This is a genomic window from Cryptosporangium sp. NPDC048952 (assembly GCF_043197895.1).
In the GTDB taxonomy this organism is placed as follows: domain Bacteria; phylum Actinomycetota; class Actinomycetes; order Mycobacteriales; family Cryptosporangiaceae; genus Cryptosporangium.
This window is the reverse complement of sequence record NZ_JBICTY010000008.1, coordinates 145,055-169,387: the sequence shown is the minus strand read 5'-3', so window position 1 is coordinate 169,387 and position 24,333 is coordinate 145,055. Positions and strand designations below refer to the sequence as shown.

Below are 24,333 nucleotides of genomic sequence, written 5' to 3'. Positions count from 1 at the left end.
CGTTCGCTCGCGACGGCGATCATGCGTTCGTCGGGGTCGACGCCGACCGCCGTCGCGCCCCGCTCGGCCATCTCCGCGGTCGCGCGGCCGGAACCACACCCGACGTCGACGACCGCCGTGCCCGGCACGATGCCGAGCAGCTCGTACGAGCGGGTGCGGAGGTGCCGTGCGCCGGGGATGTGGTCGCCGATGTCGAGCAGGGCGATGAGGGCGTCAGTTTCCGCGCTGGTGCGATCCATGCGGCGGATCCTGCGGCTTCAAGTTCACTTGAAGTCAAACCGTGTCGGCTCGAACTGGTCCTCGGTGGGGAAGCCGTACGCTTTGACCGGGCGGATCTCGTACGCCTCGAACGGCGGACCGCCGCTGGTCGGGGCCGCGTACGGGGCGTCGAGGAGATCGCCGGAGATCTCCGTCGGCCAGTTGAACACCTCGTCGAAGGCGGCGATCGCGCGGCGGAGGTCGGGCTCCGAGCGCAGGCGCCGCGCTTCGCCTTCGACCACGAGGTGCAGGTCGCGGAGGTCGACCGCGACCGAGCAGGGTCCCTCCACCCTGAGCCCGACGGTCTTGCGGGCGCCCGGGTTCGAGGCGTGGATGAACGCGTCGCCGGTCCATGCGGCGAACACCGGGCGGACGTGCGGAGCACCGTCGATCGTCACGCTCAACCAGAACGGCCACGGCCCTTTGCGCAGCCGCGCCTGAACGTCGTCCCAGTCGGCCGGCCGGAGCGTTCTCGTGTCGTAGTCGTCCGGCTGCGTCTTGGGGCTGGTACGCGGAATCATCGATGCCTGGGGTGCACTCATGCCCCCTCAGTTCCCCGTCCCCGCACAACCCGACCCTCGTCCGCGCCGGAGTAGTTCCGGGACGCCGATCGCCTGGGCCGCCTTCTTCCAGCCGGACGCCTCGCCTTGGCCGGGACTGGCCGCGTCATCGTTCGCCAGCCGGCCGGGAGCTACCGGCCGGGCCAGTTCGCCGGGGCTTACTGACCGCGAACGCCAACCCGAGGATCCCGAGCGTGACGACGGTCAGCAGCGCGCTGACCGTCGACCGCTCCAACCAGAACGGAAGTTCCAGCGGGACCAGCGTCCAGGAGGAGCGGGTCGCGAGGTGGATGAGCGGTTCGGCCGCGAGCAGCGCCGCCGCGGGCAGCGTCACCACGCCGACCCACAGCCCGCGCAGGTCCCGGCGGAGCAGCAGCCACGCGGCCACCGCGTTCGCGATGAACAGGAACGACGGCGCCACCACCGCTAAGGCGGTCGGCGCCACCCAGCTGTACGACCAGTAGTACGCGAGGTCGAGGCGCAGCACCGGCACGATCGGTACGGCGGCGACGAGTATCGGCACCCACCGCGTCACCCGGCCCGGACGGGACGGCACCGCCAACGCGAGGACGCCGAGCGCCGCGTGCGGAAGGAGCGCGATGAACGACGCCGCCCCGTTGCTGAACCAGCCACCGCCTCGAATCGGGAGTGCGGCGGCCACCAGCGCCACCGGTTTGGCCACGACCATCAGCACGAGCGATGCCGCGATCAACCGGCGGCACCACCGGCCGGGGACGACTGCGAACGCGACCGCGGCAGCCAACCAGGCGATCCAGGCGAGCCCCGCCACCGACTGGAAATACCGCGACGGGCCGACGGACGGGTAGCCGTCGATCAGCGGCGTGAACTCGACCGCGAACAGCCAAATCGTCGCTAGGAACGACCCGGTCACCAGCGCCAGCACCGCCGCGATCGACACCCCACCGGGGAATCCGGACGCCCCGCACGCTCGTAAGTGCTGCCGTGCGCCCCCGGCCAGCAGGTCGACGGCATCCCCGGCGCTGGGCCGCGTCCGCCCGGGTTCGACCGTGTCCAGGTAGGTGTCGACGAGTTCGTCGCCCCGCTCGGCGCGATAGTCCGCCGGGTAGACGAGCAGCAGCCGGCGGTACCGCCGTTCCAGCTCGTTCATGCGACACCTCCCGCCGGCGCCCAGCCGGACGCTTTGAGCCGAACCGTCGCGGCTTCGAGGTTGCGGCGCATCCGCTCGGTCTCGGCGCCGAGCACGCTCAAGCCCTCGTCGGTGAGCCGGTAGTAGCGACGCAGACGCCCGTCCACGACCTCCTCGTGATCGCGCGCCACCAGCCCGTCGTCGGAGAGCCGGTCGAGCGCGCCGTAGAGAGTGCCCGGCCGCAGCGTGATCCGCCCTTCGGACAGCTCAGCCACCTCGGTGATCAGCCCGTATCCGTGCAACGGCTCTCTGGCCAGCGCGGTCAGAATCAGGAACGTCGGCTCCCGCAACGGCGTCGTCATGCCGGCCAATATATCGGCCACGAAGATATAACGCTAGCAAGTATTCCACCCGGGCCGAGCCCTGGACCCGACGGTGCGGTCGGTGCCGCTCAGCGGGTGGTTGCCCTTGGAACGTCGGCTAGGACGCTGTCCAGGGCACGCGAGATCACCTCGTCCGGCACGGTGCCGGCCTGCATCGCCGTGCGGTAGACCAGCGGACCGATCAGCAACGTCGCGGCGTCCGCGTCGTTCACGGCAACGACGGCTTCGCCCGACGCTCGGGCAAGCGCCAGTGCGGCACCGATCCGCTCGTTGATGTTCGCGACCGACGCGTCCCGTTGCTGCGCGATGTCGGCGTCCCAGAGCGCGCCGTGCATGAGCGTGAGCGTCACCGCAGCGACCTCCGGTTGCGCCATCTCGTCGGCCAGGCGGCGCAGCTCGCCGAACAGCCACGGCCGGATCGGCGGCTGCGGATCGCGGAAGTACGGCAGGTCGGAGCCGGACATCGTGGCCAGCAGAAGATCCTCGACCCGCGGCCAGTGCCGGTAGACCGTCGCCCGGCCGACTCCCGCCTGTTCCGCGACACGTTGGTGCGTCACCGCAGCCGGTCCATGGCGAAGCAGCAGCTCACGAGCGGCCCAGAGCATCGCGTGGCGGCTGCGTTCAGCGCGGGGATCCGTCTGCCTCACGTCGTCATCTTATGAGACAACTTGACTCGCAGGCTAATCTGCGAGACATAACGTTTCACAAATGGAGGTGCACATGATCAGCGTGGTGACCGGAGCGGCCGGCGGGATGGGCCGGATCATCGTCCGGGAGTTGGCCCGGCGCGGGGACACGGTGGTGGCCGTGACCCGGAGCGTCGCGCAGTTCGAGCACGAGAACGTCGAGGTCATGACCGCCGACCTGTCGTCGCTCGACGACGTCCGTCGGCTCGCCGCGCAGATCACGGCCCGGCACGGCGCCCTGCACCTGCTGGTCAACAACGCTGGTGCGCACTTCCGCGACCGGGTCGTGAACGCCGACGGCGTCGAGATGCACATCGCGGTCAACCACCTCGGCGGTTTCGCGCTGACGAACCTGCTGCTGCCCACGTTGTTGGCCGGTGCACCCGCCCGGGTCGTCAACGTCGTTTCGGCCGCGATGACCGACACGCGCCAGATGAAGATCGGCCGCCACCCGCGTCCGGTGACGTTGGAGCCGACGCCGTTGACGGACCTCAACGGCGAGGCGGGGTTCGAGCCGTTCACCGCGTACGCGCGGGCGAAGTTACTGACGTTGATGGCCGGTTACCGACTGGCGGAGACGACGACCGGCGTCACGGTCAACGCGGTGAACCCCGGCGTGGCGGGCACGAAGATCGTCGACGACATGATGCCGGCGTTCATGAAGCCGTTCGGCGCCATGGTGAAGCGTTCGATGCTGACGCCGGAGCAGGGCGCGGACGCGATCCTGCGCGTCGCGACCGACCCGGACCTGGAGGGCGTCACCGGCCGCTACTTCGACCGGGAGACCGAGGCCCGGTCGCCGGAGATCTCCTACGACCGCGCGCTGCAGGAATGGGTCTGGACCAGCTCCGCAACGATCACCGGTTGAACGTCAGGGCTTTGAAGTCTTCGGTTTGGCGACGGATGCCCACCTCGGTGGGAAGACGCTCGATCGACGACGCACCGAAGAACCCCACCACACCCTCGGTGTGATCGAGCACGTACTGCGCATCCGCCGGCTCGGCGATCGGACCGCCGTGGCACAACACCAGGATCTCCGGATTCACGCGCTTGGCCGCGTCCGCCAACGCCTGAACGCGCGCCGCGGCCTCCGGCAACGACAGAGCCGTCTGCGCTCCGATCGACCCCGACGTCGTCAGCCCCATGTGCGGCACCAGGATGTCCGCACCGGCCCGCGCCATCTCCGCGGCCTGCTCCTCGTCGAACACGTACGGCGCAGTGAGCAGATCCAACTCGTGCGCCGCGCGAATCATGTCGACTTCGAGCCCGAACCCCATCCCGGTCTCCTCGAGGTTCGCCCGGAACACCCCGTCGATCAGCCCGACCGTCGGGAAGTTCTGCACACCGGCGAACCCGATGTCGCGAACCTGCCGCAGGAAGTGCGGCATCATGCGGAACGGATCCGTGCCGCACACCCCGGCCAGCACCGGCGTCCGTGAAACGACCGGAAGCACCTCGGACGCCATCTCCATGACTATCGCGTTCGCGTCGCCGTAGGGCAGCAGGCCCGACAGCGACCCGCGGCCGGCCATCCGGAACCGCCCCGAGTTGTAGATGATCAGCAGGTCGATCCCGCCGGCCTCGGCCGACTTCGCGGTGATTCCGGTGCCCGCACCACCGCCGATGATCGGCCGTCCCGCGGCGACCGCCGCGCGAAAGCCTTCCAGCACAGCCTGCCTCACGGCGCCCCCTTGATGTACGAGTGCAGAGCCTCCGCCGCCGCGGCCCCGAACCCGGCGTCGTTGATCGCCACGTCCAGTTCGGAGATCGACACGTCGGAGCCGGCCAACCCCGCTCGCAATGCGTCGAACAGCGCTTCGTCGGCTGCCGCGTCCCGGAACGGCGCGCCGTCGACGTCGATCGCGCTCACGCCACGGAGCGGCAGGAACAGCGCGGTGGGTCCGGTCGCGGCGGCGAGTTTGCCCGCGATCCGGCGACCCAGCTCCGCCATCTCCGACGGCGTCGTGCGCATGAGCGTCACCGTGGGGTTGTGCACGAACAGGTTGCGGTCCTCGAACTGCGGCGGAACGGTCTCCCGAGGCCCGAAGTTGACCATGTCGAGCGCCCCGACGCTCACCACCTGCGGTAGGCCGAGTTGCCCGGCGATCTCCAGCCGCGACGGCCCGGCGCTGAGCACCCCGCCGACCAGGTCGTCGCACAGTTCGGTCGTCGTCAGGTCGCAGACACCGGCGAGCAGCCCCGACTCCACGAGCTTCTCCATCGCCCGGCCGCCCGTGCCAGTCGCGTGGAAGACCAGCACCTCGTAGCCGAGGTCGGTGAGGCGCTCGCGTGCCTCGTCGGCGGCCGGCGTAGTGACGCCGAACATCGTCAGCCCGACGAGCGGCTTCTGGTCCGTGGCCGGCACCCGATCGGCGTACGCACGAGCCATGCCCGCGATGCCCGCCGCCGCGTTGCCGAAGACGGCCTCGGACACCGAGTTGATCCCGGCCACGTCCACGACCGAGTACATCAACGTCGCGTCGACCTCGCCCACGTATGGCTGCACGTCGCCGCTGGCCATCGTCGAAACAAGCAGTTTGGGGACGCCGATCGGCAGCGCCTGCATGGCGGGCGCCGCAACCGACGACCCACCGGAGCCGGCGACGGCGAGCAACCCGTGCAGGCGACCCTCGTCGAACAGCCGACGGGCGACCACCGCCGCGCCGGCGCCCATCGCGGACATCATCTCGCCGCGGTCGCGACGTTCCCGCAGATCGTCGGGGTCCACGCCCGCGGCGCGCAGCACGTCGTCGGAGTGCACGTCCGCGAGCGTGCTGCTCGAGAAGGAACCAACATCAATGGCGACGACGTCGACGCCGGCGTCGATGAGCCGGTCCTGGAGCCAGGCGTACTCGTCACCCTTGGTGTCGAACGTACCGAGAAGCGCCACGGTCGCCATTGCCCGTTCCCCTCGCCGTGTGGACGGTCACGTCGAGGCTAGGGGGATCGAGTGCTCGAGATCTGGACCAATTCCCGGGCATTGGCCCACGCCGGGGGTGTGCAGCAGTGGGACAGTGCACGGGTGGCGATGACGGCACTGGACGCGAGTGAGGTCTGCCGTCTGCTCGGCCGCTGGACGACCGGCTCGGCCACTCTCACCGACGACCTGGTCACCGCGCTCGTCGAACTGATCGACGCCGGGCTGATGCCCGCCGGTGCCCTGTTGCCGCCGCAGCGCCGCCTGGCCACCGCGCTCCTGGTCTCGCGTGGCACTGTCACGTCCGCCTACGAGGCTCTCGAAGCGCGCGGCTATCTGGCCACGAACCGCGGTTCCGGATCGCGGGTGCGGTCGGCGCGCAGTCAGCTGCACGGGCGCCCGAGCGGCCGGTTGTTCTCTTTCACCAGCGCCCCCGCCGACGTCATCGACCTGTCGACCGGTGCGCTGCCCGCGTCGCCGATCGCAGCCGACGTCCTCGGCCGCCCCCGGAGCGACCTCGCGGCCTACCTGGCCACCGACGGTTACTTTCCCGCCGGGCTGCCGGTACTGCGGCAGGCGATCGCCGATCAGTACACGCGCGACGGCCTGCCGACCAGGCCGCAGCAGATCCTCGTCACGTCCGGTGCGCAACAGGCCACCTGGCTCGCGGTGACCAGCCTGGCCGGCAGCGGCGACCTCGTCCTGACGGAGGAGCCGACCTATCGAGGTGCGTTGGAGGTCCTCCGGTCGACCGATGCGCGGGCCGAGGGCATCCCGCTCGCCGGCGGTGGGCTAGACGTCGAGCAGGTGCGGCACGCGCTGGGACGGAAGCCCCAGGCGCTGTTCTGCCAGACCGCCATCCACAATCCCACCGGCCGGAGCATGCGGGACTCGACCCGCCACGAGTTGGCGGAGCTCATCAACGAGGCCGGGCTCACCACGATCGAGGACACCTGCTCGGCCGACCTGACGCTCACCGGCGCTCCCGTGGCCCGCACGCTGGCGGGACTCCTCGACCCCGAGCTACTGGTGACCGTCGGCAGCACGTCGAAACTGTTCTGGGGTGGCATCCGGATCGGCTGGATCCGGGCGAGCGAGGCACGCGTCCACGGCCTCGTCGAGCTGCGGAAAGCCGTCGATCTGGCGTCCTCGGTCGCCGACCAGCTGGTGGCCGTCGAGCTGATCGGCCGCACCGAGCAGGCCCGCCACCAGCGCCGGACCATGCTGACCGAGGCGCTCGCCGCCACCGAGGCGGAGTTGAGGTGCGCGTACCCCGAGTGGCACTGGAACCCCATCGACGGCGGCTCCGGCCTCTGGGTCGACACCGGCCAGGACGCCGTCGCCCTCGCCGAACGCGGCAAGCGGGCCGGCGTCCGCGTGGCCGCAGGCCCGAGTTTCTCCACGTACGACGGACAACGCACGTTCCTGCGGCTACCGGTCTGGCACGAGCCGACCATGCTGCGGGCCGGACTGACCGCACTGAACTCCTAGGGAGGATGTTCCATGGCCAGGTCGTACTACAGCACCGTGTTCGAGCACGACGCCGCCGCCGTCTGGGCGGTGGCACGCGATTTCAACGGTCTGGCCACGTGGTGGTCGGAAGCGTGCAGCGAGAGTCACATCGAGGACGGGAAGTCCGCCGACCAGGTCGGAGCCGTGCGGTCGTTCGTCCTCGGCGGAGGCACGATCCGCGAGCGGCTGCTGGCCCTCTCCGACCTCGAGCGTTTCTACAGCTACGAGTTCGTGGGTACTCCGCCGTTCCCGGTGACCGACTACATCGCGACGCTCCGCGTCACGCCGGTCTCGGACGGGCGATCGTTCCTCGAGTACACCGCTTCCTTCGAGTCGGACGAGAACGAACGCTGGACGGCGTTCTTCCCGGCGGAAGTGTTCGAGCCCGCGCTGAATTCGCTGGCCGCTCACCTCTCCCGGTAGACGGTCGCGAGTTCCGAGCCGATCCGGGCCAGCCGCGTCCGGACCGGTTCGGGGTCGAGCACCTCGACCTGACTGCCCCAGCCGGCGAGGTTCCGGGCGATGTCGAGGGGGGTCGGGGCACCGACACGAACTCTCGACCTCCCATTTTCGTCGTGTTCGACGTGGCAATGACGGCCGAAGTGGTTACGCAGGATCGGCACGAACCGCGTCTCGATCGTAAGCGTCGCCCACGTCCGTGACCTGCGCTCCTCCACCTCACCGACCACCTGCTTCCAGGCCTCGGCCAGGGTGAAGTCGTCCGGTCGGGTGCTCGGTTCGTCGGTCTGTTCCGCTTCCAGCATTCGGTCGACGCGAAAAGTGCGCTGACCGTTGGCGGTGCCGGCGACGAGGTACCAGACCTCGTCCTTGTCGACGAGACCCCACGGGTCGACGAGCCGCTCGCTGCGTTGGCTCTTGCTGTTCGCGTAGACGAGGCGGACCTTGCGCTGCCGCACGATCGCGGTCTGGAGTTCGTCGATCCGGGCCGGGCGGTGTCTCTCCCGCTCACCCCAGCGCGTGGAGTCGATCATCGTGGCGCTGGCAGCTGTTTCGGCGTCCGCGCGGAACGTCTTCGGGAGCGCCTGGACGAGTTTGCGGAGCGCGGTCTTCGCCTCGTCGGACACCGCTGCGGCGGGCCCTACCAGCAGGAACAGGGCCTGGGCCTCGGGCGCGGACAACCCGCTGAGGTCGGTGCGGGCACCGCCGACGAGCGACCAGCCGCCACCGCGGCCGGGCTGGGGGTAGACGGGGATGCCCGCGGCGGAGAGCGCCTCCAGGTCGCGGCGGGCCGTAGCGATGCTGACCTCGAGTTCGTCGGCGAGGTCCGCGGCGGTGACTCGGCCGCGTGCCTGCAGCAGGAGCAGGGTGGCTACGAGGCGGTCGGCGCGCATTCATCGAGTCTCGCGCGAAAAGTGCTCAGTTGGTGAGCACTTTGGGGCAGAGGATGAGTTCAATGACCACCGAGAGGAGCTTGGAAATGCTGCGAGGACTCACCACCATCACGTACTTCGCCGACGACGTGCCGGCAGCCGCGGACTGGTACACGACGGTGCTCGGCGCGGAGCCGTACTTCGCGAGGCCGGTGGACGGACCGCCGGCGTATGTGGAGTTCCGGATCGGTGACTACCAGCACGAACTCGGCCTGCTGGACCGGCGTTTCGCTCCGCCGACCGCGGCGGGCGCCGGGGTGGTGGCGTACTGGGCCGTGGACGACGTCGAGGCCGCGTACGCGCGGCTGCTCGAACTCGGCGCGACCGAGCACGACAAGCCGACCGAGCGGGGTCCGGGGTTCGTCACCGCCTCGGTCGTCGACCCGTTCGGAAACATCCTCGGCGTGATGTTCAACCAGCACTATCTGGACGTGCTCGCGGCTCGGTGACGAATTTCGGCGAGGACCCAGCGCTGGAACCTCCGCGCCTCGCCCCCGAAGGGCGGCACGCCCCCGCCCCGCGCAGCAATCGCCTTCCGGATCACCCCCACCGCGCGAGCGGCCGCCACGGACGCGGGCGCCACCGCCACGGACGCGGGCGCCGCGGCCGCGGGCGCGGCCGCGGGCGCGGGCGCTGCGGGCGTGGCCGCGGGGGGCGCGGAGAGGTCCGAGGCGATTCGGTGGCCGGCTGCGGATTTGGACAGCCAGTGGCCGTGGCGGTGTTTGGCCAGGGAACGGCAGGCGCCCAGTACCGCGTCTTCGGCCCCGGGGGCCGGTTCGTCGCCGGGCGGTGTGGGCAACGCGATCCACCAGCTCAAAGCGTCGATCAGAAGCTTGTGCAGTTCGGCGGGGGTGACATCGGCGAACGCTTCAGCCGCCGGCGGACCGAACAGAGCGACGCCGGACTGGTGCAGGATGCTGCGGTCCAGCGCGTACCAGAAGTGACCGTCGGCGACGGGCCGATCGTCGGGTGAGTAGGTCTGACGAAAATCCATCCGAGGACCGCTGTTCAACTCGACCTCGAAGCCGGGTTCCGCCGTACTCGATCGCGCCACCGCACTCCGGTAGACGACCAGCTCGAGTCCCCGTGCCGGGCACGGCAGGTTCTCGTGCCGAAGAGCGGCCACGAGTGCACGTTTCCGGCCGTCGGGCACCGTGTCGGCGACGACGAGGGCCAGGTCGACGTCGCTGCGTCCGGGCTGGAACGCGTCGAGCCCGATCGACCCGGCCGCGTAGGCACCGATCAGGTTGGGTCGAAGAACCCCCCGGGCCGCGGCGACGAGATCGTCGAGATAAGAGCGAACAACGCTGTCCATCCGGTCATCGTGACAAGGTTGGGTGATGGCTGGCGTCGTGGAGTTGCCGTCGGGGGTCCGGGTGCGCGGACGCCGAATGCGGGACGCGCCAGACACTCCGGCGGACTTCCTGGTCGCGCTGGTAGCGGGGCCGTTGCCATCGTGGCCGCATCGCCGGATCGTGTGGCCGGACTTCTGGATCCCGCGCGATCGAGAGGATGCCCTCGACGCACTGCGAGAGGCGCTCGCGAAGGCGCACGACGGGGCGTTCGTCGAGGTGGCGTGCATGGGTGGGCGGGGTCGCACCGGTACCGCGCTGGCCGCGCTCGCGGTGCTGGACGGGATGCCGCCGGGTGAGGCGGTGGGGTGGGTGCGGGGCGCTTATCACCGCAAGGCGGTGGAGACGCCGTGGCAGGCTCGCTGGGTGCGCTCCGTTGCGCCCCCGCGGGCCTGACGTGTCCACGACGATCACTTCTCGAAGCCCCACTCGTCGAGGTAGGCCTCGGCGTTCTCGGCCAGGTCACCCAAGCCTGAGTGGCCCATCCCGAGGGATTCCGGTGGCGGGTCGTCGAGTGTAGGCGCCCTGGTGAACTACTGGAGTGCTCATTCCAACGAACCTATATCCTCAGTCAAGGGGTTGCCGTGGCTTCTCGTCTTGTTGCTGTGAGCTTTGCTGCGCTGGAGCCGGAGCGGCTGGTGCGGTTCTGGGGTGAGTTCCTGAGGTGGGAGCCCGACGGCCTCACCCTGTTACCGGTCGACGACACCGGCTTCGGGCTCGGGTTCGTGCCCACCGAAGAGCCAAAACGCGCACAGAACCGAGCGCACTTCGACCTGACCAGCACCTCACTCGAAGACCAGCAACACACGGTCGCCCGAGCGCTGGACCTCGGCGCCCGGCACGTCGACGTGGGCCAGCGCCCCGACGAGCCGCACGTGGTGCTCGCCGACCCCGAAGGCAACGAGTTCTGCGTCATCGAGCCCGGGAACAAGTTCCTGGCCGACTGCGGGGTCATCGGGGCGTTGGCTTGCGACGGGTCGCAGGAGGTCGGGTACTTCTGGAGTGCGGCTCTGGGCTGGCCGCTGATGTGGGACCAGAACGAGGAGACCGCGATCCGCTCGCCGCACGGGGGTCCGAAGATCACGTGGGGCGGTCCGCCGTTGATGCCGAGGGTCGGTTCCGATCGGGTCCGGTTCGAGTTGGAGCCGCAAGGAGATCGCCAGGCCGAGCTCGAGCGCTTGGTCTCCCTCGGCGCCACCCCGGACCTCACCGACCCGGACGGCAACGCGTTCAGCCTGACATAACAGCAACGGGCGCGATCTCAGTACTGAGATCGCGCCCGTCGATGCTGTGCCGGTCCGGCAGCCGCCTCTCGGCGAGTGGCCGCTCGTAGCGGCGAATGTTGAGGCCCGGGGGCATGGACCGGACCGGCACAGAGTAAAAGGTACCCGCCCACCGGATCATTCCCACCCCACGAGATCTTTCTCGCACGTCCGGTGCCGAGGTCGCCCATAACGGCTGCATAGGCTGGCACCGATGGTCTGGATCCCGATCGCCGCAGCAGTCGCGCTTCTCGCGTTCGCACTCACGGCTCTCGGGCTCCCATCCGCGACCTTGTTCGCCGCCCTACTAGTCGGCGTAGTCGTCTCCTCCGCGCGGCCTGAGCGGACCCGGCCGAGCGGGGCCGGGCCGGTCAGATTGCCGGAGTGGGCCAACCGGATCGCGCAGGCATGCGTCGGCGTGCTGATCGGCGCGCTCGTGCAGCCGAGCGCCCTCGGTTCCCTCGCCGGCGACTGGCTAGTCGTCCTAGCCGCAACCATCGCCACGCTCCTGGTCAGCCTCGTCGCCGGCGCACTACTCGGCCTGCACCGCGACGTCGACCCGGTCACCGGCTCGTTCGCCCTGGTCGCCGGTGGGGCGTCCGGGCTCACCGCGATCAGCCAGGACCTTGGCGCCGACCAGCGTGTCGTCGCCGTCGTGCAGTACCTGCGGGTACTGGTCATCGTGGTCTCGATGCCGGTCGTGGCCGGCGCGCTCCCCGCCGGGAACGGCGCCGACTCGCAGCTCGCCGCGAGCCACGGGAACTACCTGTTCACCGCGGCCTGCGCCACCGTTGGCGTCATCTTGGCCCGCTACCTCCCGAAGGTGCCGGCGCTCTCGCTCCTGGGCCCGATGGTGCTCGCCGCCGTCCTGGCCGTCACCGGCGTCTCGCACGGCGCCACCGCTCCGGTAGCCGTCGAGCAGGTCGCCTACGCGATCATCGGACTGCAGGTGGGGCTGTCGTTCACCCGCGAGAGCCTCCGCTCGGTCCGCCGACTGCTCCCGCTCGCGATCACGCTCGTGGTCGCCCTGATCGTGGCCACTGCCGCGGTCGGCATCCCACTGCTGAGCCTCGCCGGCGCCTCCCCGCTCGACGGTTACCTGGCCACCACCCCCGGCGGTCTCTACGCCGTGCTGGCCACCGCGACCAGCACCGGCGCCGACACGACGCTCATCCTCACCGTGCAGATCCTGCGGTTGCTCGTCATGCTGCTACTCGCGCCGTTGATCGCGATGCTGCTGAGCAAGAGAATGAACCCACCCAGGTGAGAGGCAGCAATCCGTGGACACCGAGTACGCGTACGTCGACGGCAACGCCGCCGCAGGTCCGTTACAAGAACTGCTGGCGGTGGAGCCCACCACCGTGCAGGGGCAGTGCACCACGTGCGGACGCACGTCGGTGCTCGCCGACACCCGCGTGTACTTCGGCGGCCCCGGCCTCGTGATGCGCTGTCGCGGGTGCGGCTCGGAGCTGCTGAGCGTCGTCACCACACCGACGTCGACCCGGCTGGACGTCAGCGGCCTGACCTGCCTGACCTTCCCGCTCGAAACCTGACCCCACTTCGGTGTACAGAACCGGACACCCACCGGTTTTGAAACCCGAGACGGTTATCTTCCGAAGTCATGGGCCCCCTCTCGCTGTCGGTGCTCGGGCCGGTGCGAGCTACTCGGCTCGGTGCGCCGATCGACCTCGGCGGTCCACGGCAGCGTTCCGTCGTCGCCCGGCTCGTTCTTGCCAGGAAGCACGTCGTCTCCACCGATCGAATGATCGACGATCTCTGGGACGGCGAACCACCGCCGAAAGCTTTGGCCACGCTCCAGGTGCACGTGTCGCACCTGCGCCGCGCGTTAGAGCCCGAGCGGGCCCGGCGGACCGCGGCCACCGTGCTGATCAGCGCCGCGCCCGGGTACGCGCTCGTATTGCCGACCGATGCGGTCGACGCCTGGCACTTCGAAGCGCTGCTCGAGCAGGCGCAGGCAGCCGCCGATCCGGCGACCCGCAGTGCGCTGCTGACCCGCGCGCTCGACTGTTGGTCCGGCCCCGCTTACGCGGAGGCCGCGGATGCGTCCTGGGCGGTGCCCGAGATCGCCCGGCTGGACGGTCTGCGCCTGGTTGCCGTCGAAAGTCGGGCCGACGCTGAACTGGCGCTGGGGCGGGCCGCGCTGCTCGTGCCCGACCTGCAACGACACCTGCACGATCACCCAACCCGCGAGGACGCGGTCCGGCTGCTGGGCCTGGCGCTCTACCGCAGCGGGCGACAGGCGGAAGCACTTGCCGTCCTGCGTCGGGCTCGCCTTCTTCTGGCCGACGAGTTGGGCATCGATCCCAGCCCGGCCTTGCGCGAACTCGAGTCAGCGATGCTCACCCAGTCCCCCACCCTCAACGCCCCCACCCAGCCACCCATCCACGCCCCGACCGACCGGGCGGCGGCTGGCCCCCCAACAGCCGGCCGCGCGGCAGACGGCCCCGCGGCAGACGGCCCCGCGGCAGACGGCCCCGCGTCAGGCGGCCACCCGGCGGACGGCTACCCAGCAGGCGGCCTCGCGGCAGGCGGCCCCGCGTCAGGCAGCCACCCGGTGGGCGGCCACCCGGTGGGCGGGTCCGCGGCAGGGGGCGCGTGGGCCGTTGCGGCCGCTTGTCGCGGGGGTGGTGCGGGGCGGCCCGGGCCGGAGGTCGGGCGGGTCGTTCGGGCGGTCAGCGGGCGTGCTGGGGCCGGGGTCGTGTGGATCGCGGGTGAGGCCGGAGCGGGGAAGACCACGCTGGCGGAAGCCGTCACCGAGCAGTTGCGCCAGCAAGGCTGGCAGGTCGCCTGGGGACGCTGCCCCGAGGTCGACGGCGCGCCGCCCGCCTGGGCCTGGAGCGAGGTCGTCCGGGCACTCCCCGGCGACACCGACGACCAGGCCCTCGCCCCCCTCACCGCCGACCGCCCGACCGAAGGCGCACCCAGCGACGCGTTCTGGCTGGCCAGGGCAGTCGCGGACTTCGTCGGCAAACACGCCCCGCTGCTGATCGTGCTCGACGACGTCCACCGAGCCGACGGCCTCACCCTGCAACTCCTGCGCCAGATCGTCGATCAGGTGGCGCTGTTGCCTGTCGTCGTTCTCGCCACCTACCGCGCCTCGGAAGACGGCGACCAGCTCGCGGCGACCCGCGCGGCCCTCGCGGTTGCCAGCACTCACCGCGAGACACTGACGGGCCTCGACGACGACGGCATCGAACGTCTCGCGCAGGACGCGGGCCTGCCGCTCGTCGATCGAGAAGTCATCGCCCTGCTGCGCGAACGCACCGGCGGCAACCCGCTGTTCGTCCGCGAGCTGGCCCGGCTGATGGCGGCCGAGGGCACCGCGGCTGCCCGGAACACCGTCCCGACCGGCGTGGGCGACGTGCTCCGACGGCGGATCGCACGGCTACCAGGTCCGTCGGTGACCGTGCTGCGGCAGGCCGCGGTGCTGGGTCGGGAGGTCGACGTCGACCTGCTCGCCGAAGTCGCCCACCGCGACCCCGACGAAATGATTGACGCACTGGAAACCGCCGTACTGGCCGGCCTCCTCGACGAACCCGCACCGGGCCGCGTCCGGTTCGCCCACGCGTTGATCCGCGACACGCTCTACGCCGACACGCCGGTACTGCGCCGCACCCGGTTGCACGCCGCCGCGCTCCAGACCCTGGCCGGGCAGAACGCCGACGCCGCCACGCTCGCCCACCACGCGGTGGCCTCGGCCAACAACGAGCTGGCGATCGGGTACGTGGTCGCCGCGGCCCGCGCCGCCGAGAAGCTGGGTGCACTCGGTGAGGCCGCCCGACAGTGGGCCACCGCGGTGAGCCTGGCCCGGAGCGACGAGGAGCAGCTCGAACTCCTGCTCGGCTCGATCCCCGCGCACGCCCGCTCCGGCGACGCGATGACCGCGCGGGCGCAGCAGCACACGGCGGTGCGCCTCGCGACCGAGCTCGACGACCACGACCAGCTGGTCAGAGCACTGGCGGCCTGGGACGCGCCGCTGGTCTGGCGGGTCCGCGAGCAGGGCACGGTCAGCGCCGAGCTCCTCACCCCGCTGCGCCGGCTGCTCGCCGAACGTTCGGTGCCTCAGAGCGTCCGGATCATGCTGTTGAGTGCCTTGTTTCGGGAGATCGAAGGCGAGGACGACGACGAGGCGCTGCGGGCGAGTGCGGAAGCACTCGACCTGGCCCGGGCCGAGGGGAACCCGCGGCTGCTGTGCGAGGCGCTCAACGTGCGCACGTACGCCGCTCTCGGGCCGGACCTCGCGGACCAGCGGAACGCGCTCGCCGCCGAGCTGTTGGAGGTCGCCACCGGGGCCGGTCTGGTGGAGTACCAGGCGGTGGCGCACTGGCTGCTGTTCCTCGCGTCTGCGGCCCGCACCGAGTTGGTGGAGGCGAGAAAACACGTCGACCAGGCCGTGGCGCTGTCGAGCAGTGGGCAGCTCGGGCATCTGCTCGGTGTCATCGGCATCTTCTCCGGCGCGCTGCTGGTGCTGGCCGGACGGCAGGACGAGGGGTTGACGCAGTACGAGGTGGTCGCCGCGCGGCTGGCCGAGGCAGGCGCGACGAACGGTGGGTTGATGGCGCTGGTCGGTCGCGTGGTCGTGGGGTTCGACCGGGGTGATCTGTCGCCGGTGGTCGGGGACGCCGACTGGTTGGCCGACGCCCTGCCCGGCGCGATGTCCGAGGTGGTTGCGCTGTGTCGGCTCGACGCCGGGCGCGAGGAGGATGCCCGCGCGGCGTGGGCGGCGAGGGTGCCGGTGGCCCGGGACTACTACTGGCTCATGACGACAGCGATGCGTGCCCATGCGGCGGCTCGGTTGGGGGACGTGGCGGAGGCGGTCGCCGCGCGTGACGCGTTGCTGCCGTATGCGGGGCGGGTGGCCGGGTTGGATTCCGGCACGATGCCGGTGGGTCCGGTCGACGACGCGCTGGCGGCGGTGGCCGAGCTGCTGGGCGACGCGGAAGCCGCGGCAGCCCACCGCGCGGGCGCCGCACGAGTCCGCGAGCGGATCACCAGCGAGCTCCGCGCGCTCGGGCTCTGACCGATGTGGCGCCGGGCCCGCCCCGAGCGGGTGGACGGGCGCACCCCGCGCGTCACATCCGAGCGCGCGCCACGCACGAGTCCGGCGTCACGCGCCGAAGACCGTGCGTTCGCGCTTGCGGAAGCGGGGGACGAGCAGCGCGATCATGATCCGCACCGGCAGCGGCGCCTCGGCCCGCAGAGCGGCATACTCCTGCGGTGTCGTCGCCGCCACCACGCGCGGGATCTCGAACGTCAGCGACGCGCGCTTCTGGATGCGCGACTCGACGTCCTGCCAATTCGCCACCGACACGTACTCCTCGATCACCGGGAACACCGAGACCTCTTCGTCGGCGATGTGCTCGTTCAGCAGGTCACGCAGCTCGGCGAGGCCGACCGCCAGCACGGTCGCCGTGTCCTCGCCCGGCGCCGCGGCGAACCGGGCCGCCGCCGCCCGCAGCTGGTCGAGGCGCGGGTCGAGCGCACTGTGGTCGTCGGTGAGCGCGGTGAGGTCGATGTGCGGTCCGGCCGACGCCTCGATCACCGGCCACAGAACGTCGTCCTCAGCGGTGTGGTGGTGGTGCACGGAGTCGGCGAAGTCCGCGACGTACGCGGCGACCGCCTTCGCCCGGGCCAGGTCACACGGCGTGCGACCAGCGGCGAGATCCTCCGCGAGCGCGACGAGCCGCGCCGCGTCCTTGAGCATCACGCGGTGGGCCAGCTTCATGCCGAGGATGTCGGGGACCGGGTCCCCAGCGGTGCGAGGACGGACGTCCATCGGAGTTCCTTTCGAGTCGTGTTTCGACGTCTCGGACTCTGACCGGACCCTCTTGTAAAGCTCTTGCGATCAACCTGGCAAGGCTCCCCGTTTCATGTGAAACGCTGCGCCGCATGACCGTGATCGCACAGGTGAGCGACCTGCACCTCGACGGTGGCCCTCGCGCGTCGCGGAGAGCTGGCGCCGTTTTCGAGTACCTCGACCGCTGCGACGTCGACGCCATCCTCGTCACCGGCGACATTGCCGACCACGGCGAACCGACCGAGTACGAGGAGGCCGCCAAACTGTTCGCCGGCCGCGACAACCTCTTCCCCTGCCCCGGCAACCACGACCGCCGCCAGCCCTACCGAACCGTCCTTCTCGGCGATCCGACCGGCGGAAACGAGCCGATCAATCGCCTGCACCGGCTCGGCGCGGACGGTCCCGCGTTCCTGCTCTGCGACTCCTCGATCCCCGGCCGCCCCGACGGCCTCCTCGCCGACGAAACGCTCGCCTGGATCCGGACGACCCTCACTACCCTTCCGCACGACGTCCCGGCCTTCGTCTGCTTTCACCATCCCCCCGTCGTGCTGCACCAGCCTTTGATCGACGAGATTCGCTTGGCTGGCGAACAGCGCCTGGCTTCGGTGCTGGGCGACTTTCCCCAAGTCGTGGCCGTCCTCACGGGGCACGCCCACACGGCCGCGGTATCCACGTTCGCCGGGCGGCCGCTGCTGGTCGCGCCCGGCGTCGTGTCGACTCTGCTCCTGCCGTGGGAGAGCGAGCAGTTCGTCGACCTGGACGCGCCGCCCGCCCTGGCCTTCCACGTGCTGGACGAGGATCACCGGCTCACCACCCACTACCGCGCAATCGGTTAGAGGCGCCGCCTAGGCTCGGTAGTCGTGCTGCCCCATGTCACTGCCGTCCGTTACGTGACGCCCCTCCGTGAGGGCGGCTCGCTGCCCGGTCTGATGGAAGCCGACGACCTCGGTACGTACGTCGTGAAGTTCGTCGGCGCCGGCCAGGGTCGTAAGACGCTGATCGCGGAGATCATCTGCGGTGCGCTCGGCCAGATGCTCGGGCTGCCGATTCCCGATCTGGTCACTGTCGACGTCGCTCCGGCGCTGGCGGCGGGTGAGCCCGACCAGGAGGTGCAGGATCTGCTGCGGGCCAGTGCCGGGCTGAACCTCGGCATGGACTACCTGCCGCGGGCGCTCGACTTCGACGCGACAGCGTTCAGCGTGGACGCCGAGCTGGCCGGACGGGTGCTCTGGTTCGATGCGCTGGTGGGGAACGTCGACCGGTCGTGGCGGAACCCGAACATGCTGTACTGGCACGGCGATCTCCAGTTGATCGACCACGGGGCCACGCTGACCTTCCATCACAACTGGCCGGGGGCGGCGAAGTCAGTCGACCGTCCGTTCGATGCGACGCAGCACGCGCTGATCGCGTGCGCACCGGCCGGTGGGGAGCTGCCTGCGTTGGATGCCGCCGACGCGGCGATGGCTCCGCTGGTCACTGCCGAGTCGCTGGGCGAGGCGGTGGCCGCCGTGCCGGACGTCTGGCTCACTGACGAGCCCGGCTTCGACTCCCCGTCCGACGTGCGCCACGCCTACGTGGGCCGCCTCCTGGCCCGCCTGAACGCCCGCCCAGCGTGGCTACCGCCGTTGAAAGAGACCGCCCGGACGGCTCGCGGCAGCAGGCGAAGCGTCGCTTCCAACCGCCCCGCCTGGCTCGAGGGCACCAAGTGACCGCGGCAGAGTGGCAGGCGTTCGAGTATGCGGTTTTGCGGGTCGTGCCTCGGGTGGAGCGGGGGGAGGCGATCAACGCGGGCGTGCTGCTCTACTGCCGGCCGCTGAACTACCTGGGCTCACGCGTGCACCTGGATGTCGACCGGTTGCGGGCGCTGGACCCGCGAGCGGACGCGGACGCGATCACCCAGGCGCTGCACGCGGCGGCGCGCACCTGCTCCCCCGACGCCGTCGGCCCGGCCGGCGACGAGGACATCGGCCGCCGCTTCCGGTGGCTCACCGCGCCGCGCAGCACCGTGATCCAACCCGGCCCGGTACACACCGGCCTCACCACCGACCCCGACGGTGACGCCGACCGGCTCCTACGCACGCTGGTGCTGCCGGTCGACTGACCGCACCGTCGCCCCCCGCAACCCGACGTGACAGATCGCGAAGATCAACGCGCCATCGAGATAGTGGCAGTACATCGCGCCGAGGTACGACGGTCCGCCCCACGCGTTGCGGGTGAAGTTCTCGTCGAGTCCGGCGAACACCTGCTCACCCGTGCGCCAGCACCCGTACAGCTGCAGGAACACCAGGAACGCGACGGCGACCCAGCGCAGCGGGTTGCGCGAGGTCCGGAACGTCGCACCGATACGCGAGGCGATCGGCCGCAGCAACGGCGAGAACACGACCCTCGCACCGAGCGGGCTACGCCGCGCAGCGATCACCCACCACACCAGCACGACAGCGGTGATGACGAGGTGCGGTACCCACGCCTCGGTACCGGGCACCTGGCGTTCGATCGCGTCGTCGCGATGATCCAGATACCAGGCGACACCGCTGGCGATACCGAGGCCGGTGAAGACGGCGGCCAGTGCGAGGGCGATCCGGGAGAATTTCATACCGCCAACGGTGTCGCGGATGGACCCGCACCGCGTCGCACCAGGTAGTGATCCGGCTCGTCATGCTGAGGAGTGACGCGCCGCCCTGGTGCGCGTCACTAGCGTCGACATCATGACGAAGGCATGCGGCCGGCCGGCGCCACCGCGCCCGGACCGCCGCCGATGAGCGGCGTCCTCGGGCGGGCAGCCCGCGATCTGCTCGTCGATGCTGGGATCGCCACGGCGTCGTTCGTGTTCTTCACCGGACCGATCGTGGTCGGCGTGGCGGACGGAATCGGCCCGACGTGGGCGATCGCGACGCTCGGAGTGCTGGCCGCGGCGCCGTTGGCCGTGCGGCGCCGCGCGCCGATCACCGTGCTCGTCGTGGTGTCGGCCGCGCTCGTCGTTGCCGCGCTGAGTGGCGTCCGCTTCACGTTGTTCGTGAGCAACGCCGGACCGGCACTGGCCGTCGCGGCCTTCACCGCCGCCGAGCGGATGCCGCGGCGGACCGCGGCGATCGCCGTCGCGACCGCGATCACCGCACTCACCGCGACCGAGGTGGCGGCGATCGGATGGCACCCTGGCGTCACGCAGGACGCGATCCAGCTGGTCACCGCTGTCCCGGCAGCGTTCCTCGGATACGCGGTCGCGGTGCGGCGCCGCTACGAGGAGCAGCTGCGCGAGCGTGAGGAGCAGCGCGCCCAGGAGCAGGAGCGGCGCATCCGCGCGGAGGAGCGGCTCCGCGTCTCCGCCGACGTGCACGACATCGTGTCGTCGACGCTGAGCATGATCGCGGTGCGCTCCGGCGTCGCCCGGGTGGTTCTCGAACAGCAGCCCGACGAGGCGCGCGTGGCGCTGAGCACGATCGAGTCGGCGAGCCGGACCGCGCTGGACGAACTGCGCGCGGTACTGCACGCGCTGCGCGACGACGTGGCAGCGCCCTCGGCGCCGACGCTCGCGGACCTCCCGGCGCTGGTGGCAGGCGTCGACGCAGACGTGACGCTCTCGGTACCACCGCGGGTCAGCGCACCACCGCTGGTGGAGGAGTCGGCGTACCGCATCGTCCAGGAGGCGCTGACCAACGTCGTCAAGCACGCTGGCCCGGTTCCCGTGCGGGTGTCGGTCACCCGCGACGACGGCGCCCTGTCCGTACGCATAGTGAACACCGTAGGGCGGCCGAGCTCCCCGTCCGGCGACGGCTTCGGCCTGATCGGGATGCGCGAACGCGTCGCGCTGCTCAACGGCACCTTCGACGCCGGTCCCCTCGTGGAGGGCGGATTCGCGGTCGTAGCAAGCTTCCCGCTAGGAACCCACGATGACTGACATCCGCGTCCTCGTGGTCGACGACGAGGCACTGATCCGCGCGGGCTTCCGCGTGCTGGTCGACGCGTCGCCGGGCCTCACCGTCGTCGGCGAAGCGGCCGACGGGGCGTCCGCCGTGCGCCAGTGCCGCGCACTGAAGCCCGACGTGCTGCTGATGGACATCCGGATGCCGGGAATGGACGGCCTGGAGGCGACGCGGCACGTGGTGAGCGACGAGTCCCTGGACGCGCGAGTGCTGGTCGTGACGACGTTCGGCGAGGACGAGCACGTGTTCGCCGCGCTGCGCGCCGGAGCCAGCGGGTTCGTGCTGAAGGACACCCCGCCCGAGGATCTGGTGGCGGCGATCCGGGTCGTCGCGTCCGGCGAGTCGCTGCTGACGCCGCAGGTGACGACCCGGTTGATCGCGGAGTTCGTGCGGCGGGCCCCGGTGGTGCACACGACCGGGCTCACCGGCCTCACCGACCGGGAGCGCGAGGTGCTCGTCCAGGTGGCGGCGGGCATGTCGAACACCGAGATCGCCGAGCACTTCGTGGTCAGCCTCAACACCGTGAAGACGCACGTCAGCAGGCTGCTGATGAAGTTGTCGGCGCGCGACCGGGCGCAGTTGGTGGTGCTGGCCTACGAGTCGGGGCTGGTCGTTCCGGGCAGCTGAGCCACGAAGTCGGTGAGCAGGCGGGGGTGGACCATCGACCAACCGATCGCCTAGAAGCTCTCCGCGGCCGCCACCGTGCGAGCGGTGTAGCCGGCGCCGAACAGGACGCAGTGCACCAGCAGCGGGAACAGCTGGTGCAGGCCGACGCGCTCGTGCCAGCCGGTGGCCAGCGGCGAGACCTCGTCGTAGGCGGCGAGCACGGTCTCCAGGAACGGCAGGCCGAACAGCGCGAGCATCGCCAGGTCGGTCTCGCGGTGGCCGCCGTAGCTAGCCGGGTCGATCAGCCACCAGCCGTCGACGGTCCCGATACGGCCGGGGAGCACGTTGCCGGACCAGAGGTCACCGTGGAGGCGCGCGGGTGGCTCTGCCGGGCCGGCGGCTGCGGCCACGCGGGCCAGCGCCGACTCGATCGTGGACGCTTGCTCGGCGGTGAGCGCCCCGGCGTCGCGTGCGCGGCGCAGCAGCGGCTCGCAGCGCTGCTCGACGTAGAACGTCGGCCAGTCCGGCCCGGGGGTGTTCGGCAGGGGCAGCGTGGCCAGCACGCCGTCGGTCTCGGCACCGAACGTCGGCTCGCCGCTCGCGTGCAGCGCCGCGAGTTGGCGTCCGAACTCCTCAGCGCCCGCCTCGGTGGGCGCGGTCCGGTCGACCCAGGCGGTCACCAGCATCTCGGGGATCGCGGTGAGGACCTCGGGTACCCGGGCTACTCCGGGCTCGGCGAGGTGCCGCAGCGAGCGGCCCTCGGCCGGGAGCGCGGCGTTCGGTTCCTCGGTGACCTTGGCGAACAGGCTGGTGCCGTCGTCGAGCGTCCAGCGCTCGACCCGGCCGCCCTTCGCGCCGCCGAGCGGTGTGATGCGGATCCGCTGGTGCTCGACCAGCCGCGGAATCGTCTCCGGGTGCGCGCGCAGGTAGTCGAGGTCCACTGGTGTTTTGTAACAGCATGGAGATAGCGACGGTCGTCAGCGCGGGAAAAACGAACAGCCTGGTGGACGTTCCGGGGATCCGGGTCGGCCAGTCCCAGCGCCGCGGCGACGGGTGGCTCTCCGGGGTCACGGTGGTGCTGCCGCCTCCGGACGGCGCCGTGGGTGGCGTCGATGTGCGTGGAGGCGGACCAGGCACACGGGAAACCGATCTGCTGGACCCGCGGAAGCTGGTCGAAAAGGTCCACGCCGTCGTGCTCACCGGCGGTTCCGCGTTCGGGCTGGCATCGATCGACGGCGTCGTCACCTCCCTGGCCGACGCGGGAATCGGTTTTCCGATCGGCGACGGTGTGGTGCCGATCGTCCCCGGCGCAGTGATTTTCGACCTCGGCCGCGGCGGCAACTTCCGCGCGACGCCCGGCCCGGAACTCGGCGCCGAGGCGTACGGCGCGGCCGGGAGCAGCGTCGACACGGGCAGTGTGGGTGCCGGAACGGGAGCGGTCGCCGGCGGTCTGGCGGGAGGCGTGGGCACCGCCAGCGCGGTCCTGAGCGACGGCTACACGGTAGCGGCGCTGGCCGTCGTGAACGCCGCGGGCAGCGCGATCGACCCGCGCACCGGTGTGCTCTACGGCGCCCAGTTCGGGGTCCCGGGCGAGTTCGACCTGGCCGCGCCGACCCCGGACGAGGTACAGCGGTGGGCCGGTCCGACCGAGCCCGGCCACCTCGCCTTCAACACGACCCTCGCCGTCGTCGCGACCGACGCACCCCTGAGCAAGGCCGGCTGCGGCGGGCTCGCATCCGCGGCGCACGACGGGCTGGCGCGCGCGTTGCGTCCGGCGCACATGATCACCGATGGCGACACGGTGTTCGCGCTGTCCACTGGTGACGGCGCTCCGCTCACCGGCGCTGATCAGCGGGGTGTTCAAGCCGCGGCGGCGGACTGCTTGAGCCGCGCGATCGCGCACGGTGTGCTCGCCGCGTCCGATCGGCCGGATGCGCGGTCCTACCGGGCGCTATTCCCGAGCGCGATTCGCTAGATTCCGGTCTCCCGCGGAGGTGCGCAGCGCTACCGTGACCGTCCATGGCACGGGCTTGGGCCGTCGGCGCGACCGCTTCGCTCTTCGCGTTCCTGTTGTACGAGAGCGCGCGTGGCTGGGCATCGATGATGGGGCCGCACCTGCTGACCCCGCTCTTCCTGCTGCTGTCCTTCGTGGGGATCGGCACCGCCACCGGGCACGCGGCGGTGTCGCTGACGGGTAAGCCACAGCGGGCCTGGCCGGCCGTCGTGGTGGTCGCGGTGGTGGGCGCCGTGCTCATCGGCTGGGGGCGCGACGCCGAGTTGTTGCGTCCGGCGCTGGGAGCGTTCCCGGCCGCGCTCGGCGGCGGCGCGTGCACGGCGGTCGGTGGGTGGCTGGGGTTGGTGCTGCCGAACGTCCACCGGGCGGCGGCGCCGGTGTCGGTGCTGACGTCGCTGAAGACCGTCGAGTTGCGGGTGAGGCGGGCGTCTTCTGCCGCACCGACCGGTGGACGCCACCACAAGCAGCCGGCGCCGGAATCGGCGGAACCGGACATCTTGGAATTCGGCCGCTGAGGCGTGAACGCTGTGGTGGCGTATGGGCCCC

General features: G+C 71.0%; 28 protein-coding genes. 16 read left to right on the top strand and 12 right to left on the bottom strand.

Annotation, left to right across the window (positions count from 1 at the left end; all coding sequences use genetic code 11):
* The 5 genes from ACGFY5_RS37645 to ACGFY5_RS37625 all read right to left on the bottom strand — a co-directional run.
* On the bottom strand, positions 1–239 hold a 239-nt coding region (locus ACGFY5_RS37645; protein WP_392728266.1), incomplete at its 3' end, for a class I SAM-dependent methyltransferase.
* 24 nt (positions 240–263) lie between these two features.
* Positions 264–800: a pyridoxamine 5'-phosphate oxidase gene (locus ACGFY5_RS37640; RefSeq protein ID WP_392728263.1), complete on the bottom strand. Its 537-nt coding sequence runs from the start codon at positions 798–800 to the stop codon at positions 264–266.
* Positions 801–924: 124 nt separating this feature from the next.
* Complete coding sequence (locus tag ACGFY5_RS37635) at positions 925–1,947, bottom strand: hypothetical protein (protein WP_392728261.1); 1,023 nt, start codon at positions 1,945–1,947, stop codon at positions 925–927.
* The gene (locus ACGFY5_RS37630; protein WP_392728258.1) at positions 1,944–2,288 is read right to left on the bottom strand and encodes a PadR family transcriptional regulator; all 345 of its coding nucleotides are present in this window, start codon (positions 2,286–2,288) and stop codon (positions 1,944–1,946) included. The genes ACGFY5_RS37635 and ACGFY5_RS37630 overlap by 4 nt, the downstream gene beginning before the upstream one ends.
* A gap of 89 nt (positions 2,289–2,377) precedes the next feature.
* Positions 2,378–2,956, bottom strand: a complete 579-nt coding sequence (locus tag ACGFY5_RS37625) for a TetR/AcrR family transcriptional regulator (RefSeq protein WP_392728255.1) — start codon at positions 2,954–2,956, stop codon at positions 2,378–2,380.
* A gap of 73 nt (positions 2,957–3,029) precedes the next feature.
* Between ACGFY5_RS37625 and ACGFY5_RS37620 the strand changes: the two genes are divergently transcribed.
* Positions 3,030–3,863 (top strand): SDR family NAD(P)-dependent oxidoreductase, encoded by an 834-nt coding sequence (locus tag ACGFY5_RS37620; protein WP_392728252.1) that lies wholly within the window; start codon positions 3,030–3,032, stop codon positions 3,861–3,863.
* Here ACGFY5_RS37620 and ACGFY5_RS37615 read toward each other — a convergent pair.
* Positions 3,853–4,677: a phosphoenolpyruvate hydrolase family protein gene (locus ACGFY5_RS37615; RefSeq protein WP_392728250.1), complete on the bottom strand. Its 825-nt coding sequence runs from the start codon at positions 4,675–4,677 to the stop codon at positions 3,853–3,855. The genes ACGFY5_RS37620 and ACGFY5_RS37615 overlap by 11 nt on opposite strands.
* Positions 4,674–5,894 carry a Tm-1-like ATP-binding domain-containing protein gene (locus tag ACGFY5_RS37610; RefSeq protein ID WP_392728248.1) on the bottom strand — a complete coding sequence of 407 codons (1,221 nt, stop codon included), beginning with the start codon at positions 5,892–5,894 and terminating at the stop codon, positions 4,674–4,676. The genes ACGFY5_RS37615 and ACGFY5_RS37610 overlap by 4 nt, the downstream gene beginning before the upstream one ends.
* A gap of 51 nt (positions 5,895–5,945) precedes the next feature.
* Here ACGFY5_RS37610 and ACGFY5_RS37605 point away from each other — a divergent pair, with 51 nt between their 5' ends.
* Entirely contained in the window at positions 5,946–7,403 is a 1,458-nt protein-coding gene (locus ACGFY5_RS37605) for a PLP-dependent aminotransferase family protein (protein WP_392728245.1), read from the top strand.
* Between the two features lie 12 nt (positions 7,404–7,415).
* A complete protein-coding gene (locus tag ACGFY5_RS37600) occupies positions 7,416–7,847 on the top strand; it encodes an SRPBCC family protein (RefSeq protein ID WP_392728242.1) in 432 nt (143 codons plus the stop codon).
* Here the strand turns inward: ACGFY5_RS37600 and ACGFY5_RS37595 are convergent.
* Entirely contained in the window at positions 7,832–8,776 is a 945-nt protein-coding gene (locus ACGFY5_RS37595; RefSeq protein ID WP_392728239.1) for a helix-turn-helix transcriptional regulator, read from the bottom strand. The genes ACGFY5_RS37600 and ACGFY5_RS37595 overlap by 16 nt on opposite strands.
* Positions 8,777–8,862: 86 nt before the next feature.
* Between ACGFY5_RS37595 and ACGFY5_RS37590 the strand changes: the two genes are divergently transcribed.
* Positions 8,863–9,264 carry a VOC family protein gene (locus tag ACGFY5_RS37590; RefSeq protein ID WP_392729069.1) on the top strand — a complete coding sequence of 134 codons (402 nt, stop codon included), beginning with the start codon at positions 8,863–8,865 and terminating at the stop codon, positions 9,262–9,264.
* On the opposite strand, the gene ACGFY5_RS37585 is transcribed toward ACGFY5_RS37590, so the two are convergent.
* Positions 9,237–10,130, bottom strand: coding sequence for a nucleotidyltransferase domain-containing protein (locus ACGFY5_RS37585; RefSeq protein ID WP_392728236.1), 894 nt, complete (start codon positions 10,128–10,130; stop codon positions 9,237–9,239). The two genes, ACGFY5_RS37590 and ACGFY5_RS37585, sit on opposite strands and share 28 nt — an antisense overlap.
* 25 nt (positions 10,131–10,155) lie before the next feature.
* On the opposite strand from ACGFY5_RS37585, the gene ACGFY5_RS37580 reads away from it, so the two are divergent.
* From ACGFY5_RS37580 to ACGFY5_RS37560, 5 genes are all read left to right on the top strand, one after another.
* The gene (locus ACGFY5_RS37580; protein ID WP_392728233.1) at positions 10,156–10,563 is read left to right on the top strand and encodes a protein phosphatase; all 408 of its coding nucleotides are present in this window, start codon (positions 10,156–10,158) and stop codon (positions 10,561–10,563) included.
* Positions 10,564–10,751: 188 nt separating this feature from the next.
* Positions 10,752–11,411, top strand: a complete 660-nt coding sequence (locus ACGFY5_RS37575; RefSeq protein ID WP_392728231.1) for a VOC family protein — start codon at positions 10,752–10,754, stop codon at positions 11,409–11,411.
* A gap of 232 nt (positions 11,412–11,643) precedes the next feature.
* Entirely contained in the window at positions 11,644–12,696 is a 1,053-nt protein-coding gene (locus ACGFY5_RS37570) for an AbrB family transcriptional regulator (protein WP_392728228.1), read from the top strand.
* A 13-nt stretch (positions 12,697–12,709) separates the two neighbouring features.
* A complete protein-coding gene (locus ACGFY5_RS37565; protein WP_392728226.1) occupies positions 12,710–12,982 on the top strand; it encodes a DUF6510 family protein in 273 nt (90 codons plus the stop codon).
* A 68-nt stretch (positions 12,983–13,050) separates the two neighbouring features.
* A complete protein-coding gene (locus ACGFY5_RS37560) occupies positions 13,051–16,470 on the top strand; it encodes a BTAD domain-containing putative transcriptional regulator (RefSeq protein ID WP_392728223.1) in 3,420 nt (1,139 codons plus the stop codon).
* Between the two features lie 87 nt (positions 16,471–16,557).
* On the opposite strand, the gene ACGFY5_RS37555 is transcribed toward ACGFY5_RS37560, so the two are convergent.
* A complete protein-coding gene (locus tag ACGFY5_RS37555; RefSeq protein ID WP_392728220.1) occupies positions 16,558–17,226 on the bottom strand; it encodes a hemerythrin domain-containing protein in 669 nt (222 codons plus the stop codon).
* Positions 17,227–17,339: 113 nt separating this feature from the next.
* Here ACGFY5_RS37555 and ACGFY5_RS37550 point away from each other — a divergent pair, with 113 nt between their 5' ends.
* Genes ACGFY5_RS37550 through ACGFY5_RS37540 form a run of 3 tightly spaced genes read left to right on the top strand, consistent with a single transcriptional unit; the run spans position 17,340 to position 19,348 of the window.
* The gene (locus tag ACGFY5_RS37550) at positions 17,340–18,083 is read left to right on the top strand and encodes a metallophosphoesterase (RefSeq protein ID WP_392728218.1); all 744 of its coding nucleotides are present in this window, start codon (positions 17,340–17,342) and stop codon (positions 18,081–18,083) included.
* A 24-nt stretch (positions 18,084–18,107) separates the two neighbouring features.
* Positions 18,108–18,956 (top strand): HipA family kinase, encoded by an 849-nt coding sequence (locus ACGFY5_RS37545; protein ID WP_392728216.1) that lies wholly within the window; start codon positions 18,108–18,110, stop codon positions 18,954–18,956.
* The gene (locus ACGFY5_RS37540) at positions 18,953–19,348 is read left to right on the top strand and encodes a DUF3037 domain-containing protein (protein ID WP_392728213.1); all 396 of its coding nucleotides are present in this window, start codon (positions 18,953–18,955) and stop codon (positions 19,346–19,348) included. The genes ACGFY5_RS37545 and ACGFY5_RS37540 overlap by 4 nt, the downstream gene beginning before the upstream one ends.
* Here ACGFY5_RS37540 and ACGFY5_RS37535 read toward each other — a convergent pair.
* Complete coding sequence (locus ACGFY5_RS37535; RefSeq protein ID WP_392728211.1) at positions 19,319–19,840, bottom strand: hypothetical protein; 522 nt, start codon at positions 19,838–19,840, stop codon at positions 19,319–19,321. The genes ACGFY5_RS37540 and ACGFY5_RS37535 overlap by 30 nt on opposite strands.
* A 123-nt stretch (positions 19,841–19,963) precedes the next feature.
* Between ACGFY5_RS37535 and ACGFY5_RS37530 the strand changes: the two genes are divergently transcribed.
* Both ACGFY5_RS37530 and ACGFY5_RS37525 read left to right on the top strand, forming a co-directional pair.
* On the top strand, positions 19,964–21,142 hold the full coding sequence (locus ACGFY5_RS37530) for a sensor histidine kinase (RefSeq protein WP_392728209.1): 1,179 nt from the start codon (positions 19,964–19,966) through the stop codon (positions 21,140–21,142).
* Positions 21,135–21,794, top strand: coding sequence for a response regulator (locus ACGFY5_RS37525; RefSeq protein WP_392728207.1), 660 nt, complete (start codon positions 21,135–21,137; stop codon positions 21,792–21,794). The genes ACGFY5_RS37530 and ACGFY5_RS37525 overlap by 8 nt, the downstream gene beginning before the upstream one ends.
* A 50-nt stretch (positions 21,795–21,844) precedes the next feature.
* Here ACGFY5_RS37525 and ACGFY5_RS37520 read toward each other — a convergent pair whose 3' ends face one another.
* Positions 21,845–22,714 (bottom strand): fructosamine kinase family protein, encoded by an 870-nt coding sequence (locus ACGFY5_RS37520; protein WP_392728205.1) that lies wholly within the window; start codon positions 22,712–22,714, stop codon positions 21,845–21,847.
* 17 nt (positions 22,715–22,731) lie between these two features.
* On the opposite strand from ACGFY5_RS37520, the gene ACGFY5_RS37515 reads away from it, so the two are divergent.
* On the top strand, positions 22,732–23,748 hold the full coding sequence (locus tag ACGFY5_RS37515; RefSeq protein ID WP_392728202.1) for a P1 family peptidase: 1,017 nt from the start codon (positions 22,732–22,734) through the stop codon (positions 23,746–23,748).
* Between the two features lie 44 nt (positions 23,749–23,792).
* On the top strand, positions 23,793–24,302 hold the full coding sequence (locus ACGFY5_RS37510) for a hypothetical protein (protein WP_392728200.1): 510 nt from the start codon (positions 23,793–23,795) through the stop codon (positions 24,300–24,302).
* Positions 24,303–24,333 lie beyond the last annotated feature (31 nt).

Excerpts from the sequence above, each read along its gene's own strand:
- ACGFY5_RS37640 (WP_392728263.1), bottom strand. The coding sequence starts at position 800 with ATGAGTGCACCCCAGGCATCGATGATTCCGCGTACCAGCCCCAAGACG.
- ACGFY5_RS37635 (WP_392728261.1), bottom strand. The coding sequence starts at position 1,947 with ATGAACGAGCTGGAACGGCGGTACCGCCGGCTGCTGCTCGTCTACCCG.
- ACGFY5_RS37630 (WP_392728258.1), bottom strand. The coding sequence starts at position 2,288 with ATGACGACGCCGTTGCGGGAGCCGACGTTCCTGATTCTGACCGCGCTG.
- ACGFY5_RS37620 (WP_392728252.1), top strand. The coding sequence starts at position 3,030 with ATGATCAGCGTGGTGACCGGAGCGGCCGGCGGGATGGGCCGGATCATC.
- ACGFY5_RS37610 (WP_392728248.1), bottom strand. The coding sequence starts at position 5,894 with ATGGCGACCGTGGCGCTTCTCGGTACGTTCGACACCAAGGGTGACGAG.
- ACGFY5_RS37600 (WP_392728242.1), top strand. The coding sequence starts at position 7,416 with ATGGCCAGGTCGTACTACAGCACCGTGTTCGAGCACGACGCCGCCGCC.
- ACGFY5_RS37595 (WP_392728239.1), bottom strand. The coding sequence starts at position 8,776 with ATGCGCGCCGACCGCCTCGTAGCCACCCTGCTCCTGCTGCAGGCACGC.
- ACGFY5_RS37590 (WP_392729069.1), top strand. The coding sequence starts at position 8,863 with ATGCTGCGAGGACTCACCACCATCACGTACTTCGCCGACGACGTGCCG.
- ACGFY5_RS37585 (WP_392728236.1), bottom strand. The coding sequence starts at position 10,130 with ATGGACAGCGTTGTTCGCTCTTATCTCGACGATCTCGTCGCCGCGGCC.
- ACGFY5_RS37580 (WP_392728233.1), top strand. The coding sequence starts at position 10,156 with ATGGCTGGCGTCGTGGAGTTGCCGTCGGGGGTCCGGGTGCGCGGACGC.
- ACGFY5_RS37570 (WP_392728228.1), top strand. The coding sequence starts at position 11,644 with ATGGTCTGGATCCCGATCGCCGCAGCAGTCGCGCTTCTCGCGTTCGCA.
- ACGFY5_RS37560 (WP_392728223.1), top strand. The coding sequence starts at position 13,051 with ATGGGCCCCCTCTCGCTGTCGGTGCTCGGGCCGGTGCGAGCTACTCGG.
- ACGFY5_RS37555 (WP_392728220.1), bottom strand. The coding sequence starts at position 17,226 with ATGGACGTCCGTCCTCGCACCGCTGGGGACCCGGTCCCCGACATCCTC.
- ACGFY5_RS37550 (WP_392728218.1), top strand. The coding sequence starts at position 17,340 with ATGACCGTGATCGCACAGGTGAGCGACCTGCACCTCGACGGTGGCCCT.
- ACGFY5_RS37535 (WP_392728211.1), bottom strand. The coding sequence starts at position 19,840 with ATGAAATTCTCCCGGATCGCCCTCGCACTGGCCGCCGTCTTCACCGGC.
- ACGFY5_RS37530 (WP_392728209.1), top strand. The coding sequence starts at position 19,964 with ATGCGGCCGGCCGGCGCCACCGCGCCCGGACCGCCGCCGATGAGCGGC.
- ACGFY5_RS37525 (WP_392728207.1), top strand. The coding sequence starts at position 21,135 with ATGACTGACATCCGCGTCCTCGTGGTCGACGACGAGGCACTGATCCGC.
- ACGFY5_RS37515 (WP_392728202.1), top strand. The coding sequence starts at position 22,732 with ATGGAGATAGCGACGGTCGTCAGCGCGGGAAAAACGAACAGCCTGGTG.
- ACGFY5_RS37510 (WP_392728200.1), top strand. The coding sequence starts at position 23,793 with ATGGCACGGGCTTGGGCCGTCGGCGCGACCGCTTCGCTCTTCGCGTTC.